The 2388-nt window shown below is 33.7% G+C and carries 3 protein-coding genes and 1 pseudogene; all 4 read right to left on the bottom strand.

The window, feature by feature from the left end; all coding sequences use genetic code 11:
* Window positions 1–28 precede the first annotated feature (28 nt).
* Complete coding sequence (locus V7150_RS26420) at window positions 29–349, bottom strand: MazG-like family protein (RefSeq protein WP_335524263.1); 321 nt, start codon at window positions 347–349, stop codon at window positions 29–31.
* A gap of 285 nt (window positions 350–634) precedes the next feature.
* A complete protein-coding gene (locus V7150_RS26425) occupies window positions 635–1102 on the bottom strand; it encodes a DUF523 domain-containing protein (RefSeq protein WP_335524265.1) in 468 nt (155 codons plus the stop codon).
* 123 nt (window positions 1103–1225) lie between these two features.
* Entirely contained in the window at window positions 1226–1864 is a 639-nt protein-coding gene (locus V7150_RS26430) for a DUF1349 domain-containing protein (protein WP_335524268.1), read from the bottom strand.
* Between the two features lie 323 nt (window positions 1865–2187).
* Window positions 2188–2388 (bottom strand): annotated as a pseudogene (locus tag V7150_RS26435) (CBO0543 family protein); the annotation flags it as partial.

Genomic DNA, 2388 nt, shown 5'->3' on the forward strand with positions numbered 1-2388 from the left:
GCCCGATTGTTGAAAAAAACTTATTAATCTAATCATTAGAAAAACGTTCTGACAGTTTCTTTTTATGTGATTGAAACACGTCTTCTAGAGGAATATTGTACTTATTTGCAATCACAATTAAATTACCTAATACATCTCCTAACTCCTCAGTTAATTCCTGTTTATTTTCCTCATAAGAACCATTTACTTCATCAGGCCTATCCCGGCCAATCTCAAGAGCTCTTATGGCTCGTGCAACTTCGCCCGTTTCTTCTGCTAAAAAGCCAATACGAATAAAAATATCTAACTCAGACCAGCCCCTACTTTCATAATAATCATTTACCCATTGTTGAAACTCAGCTACATTCATTTTCATCTACCTCCATACAATAACCTAAATTTACCAAAATAATGAAAGTTTTATATAATCTTGAATGGTGATTCTATAGGGAGCGATTAATTAAACTTTTTTCAAATAAAATATTCTAGATCAAATTTCAACTAATCTATCTGGAACAACCTGCGCTCGTTTGCAAAATAAAAAAGGGAGTTGCGAAAACGACCACAAGGCTTTACTTAATTACCCGTTCACTCACTCCCTTTATTGATTATGCCAAAGAATCTTCAACTCTTGCACCAGTTAGCTTAAGAAGAGTTAAATTTTCTCTTGAAGAAACTCAGTAATTCTATCTTCTGCGACTACTTGAATTCCGTTTCTTTTAAGTAAAGCAGTAGTCACTCCATTTCCTACAATTTTCTTACCTTTAAATTCACCATTATAAATCATCGAACTCCCACAAGAGGGGCTAAACTCCTTAAGAATGACTACTGTTGCTTCAACCTCTTGTGCTTTTCTTAGAGTTGCATAAGCCCCTTGGATATAGAGTTCTGTAACGTCTCTACCCGATTTTCCCACCACTTTAGCCTTACCATTAAGAACATCGTCCCCATTGCCACCAACTATTTCAGCTGGTTCTCTCGGAGTTGAAAAGCCACCAAGTAATTCTGGGCATACACTTATTGCTTGGTTTTCTTCTAACAGTTGACGTATCTTTTTATCTAAACAATGCGTACCATTATATCTTACTTCTAACCCAGCTAAACATGAGCTCACTAAAATCATTTTTATCACCACAATCTAATAATACTTACCTGTGCGGTAGTGTAATAAGAAAAAGGCTGCATCACCCTTACCTTTTTGAACCAAAAACCATTAAAAAAATAAAGAATTCTAGACAAACAATCGTTATAAGTAAACTTCTTTTGGGTCATTAGAAAGTTCTTCAATAGAAAGAAAATCAAAACGGACATGCTGTTCTTTACCTTGGGGACTGCAAGCGTATAATCCTGCTAAAATAGGCGAATCAACTGGAATGTCTAAGTGAGCGATTCGAATCTGTCTCCATTCTTCTCCATCCCAAGAGAAATCAACATAGCAATTCTGAGCAATCTTAGATATTCGAAAGTATAAGTTTACGTCTTTACACTCTACATATTGTGTAGACCAATCCGAATATCCTTGATTTGTAACAACTGCCCCCAATTTACTTAACCCATTTGGTATGTACTCTAATGAAGTTTTAACCCACATGTCCTCTGAGAATCGAATCATCAACCCTGCTTGGTCGTACTTGGACTTTGGTAAAGCTTCAACCTTTGTTGTCATTCTAAAATTCTTTTTTGTTTTAGTATAAAGAAAATGGCCATTATCTACTTGAAAACCATAATGTGTTTTTTGCCAATAATCCGTTTCCGCATCAGTTTCTAATACAAGTTGAGAACGAGTGGTGTCAATAAACCAGTTCTTAGGTTCACAACGCCAATAGAGTTTACTATTCAATTTTTCACTTTCAAATTTTTCATTTAGAATCCATTCTTTATTCAAAAAAGCACCTCCATATAAAAATAAAAATTATGCTTTATTATCATTATTTATAATTATACTTCCTTCTTTAACAAACTGCTGCTTCTTTAGTACAAAAAGAAAAAGCTGCCCTTTTAACAGCTTTGATCTTCAACTCTTTTACCTATTTGTATTATAAGGCTTGCCAGATGTTCTGGTTAACCTTATTCAATGTGGTTTTATTATAATCGTTGTCAGGGTAGAACGAAGCACCCGTGGGCCCTAATTCCATTAAACTGTACACCCTGTGCTTATTAAACTCGAAAGGTTTACAACATAAAAACAACTTTCCCCAAGATTCAATGTTATACTAGTCCCTTTTTAAACCAAAATACAAATTTTTTTACAATATATAAAATAATTAGGTTACTTATTACACTAGAAAACCAATTCCATTTTTTGAAATAAAATAAAGAACTGTATTTTTCAAGGACAAATGAATAAGTTGCAATTGCTATTGCAAATATCAAAAAATGTATACAGATTCTTAATTTCACTTTTTCTGT

Source organism: Neobacillus drentensis (assembly GCF_036965245.1).
In the GTDB taxonomy this organism is placed as follows: Bacteria; Bacillota; Bacilli; order Bacillales; family Cytobacillaceae; genus Neobacillus; species Neobacillus drentensis_G.

Bases quoted from the DNA above. Each gene is read 5' to 3' on its own strand.
- V7150_RS26420 (WP_335524263.1), bottom strand. From the start codon at position 349: ATGAATGTAGCTGAGTTTCAACAATGGGTAAATGATTATTATGAAAGT.
- V7150_RS26425 (WP_335524265.1), bottom strand. From the start codon at position 1,102: ATGATTTTAGTGAGCTCATGTTTAGCTGGGTTAGAAGTAAGATATAAT.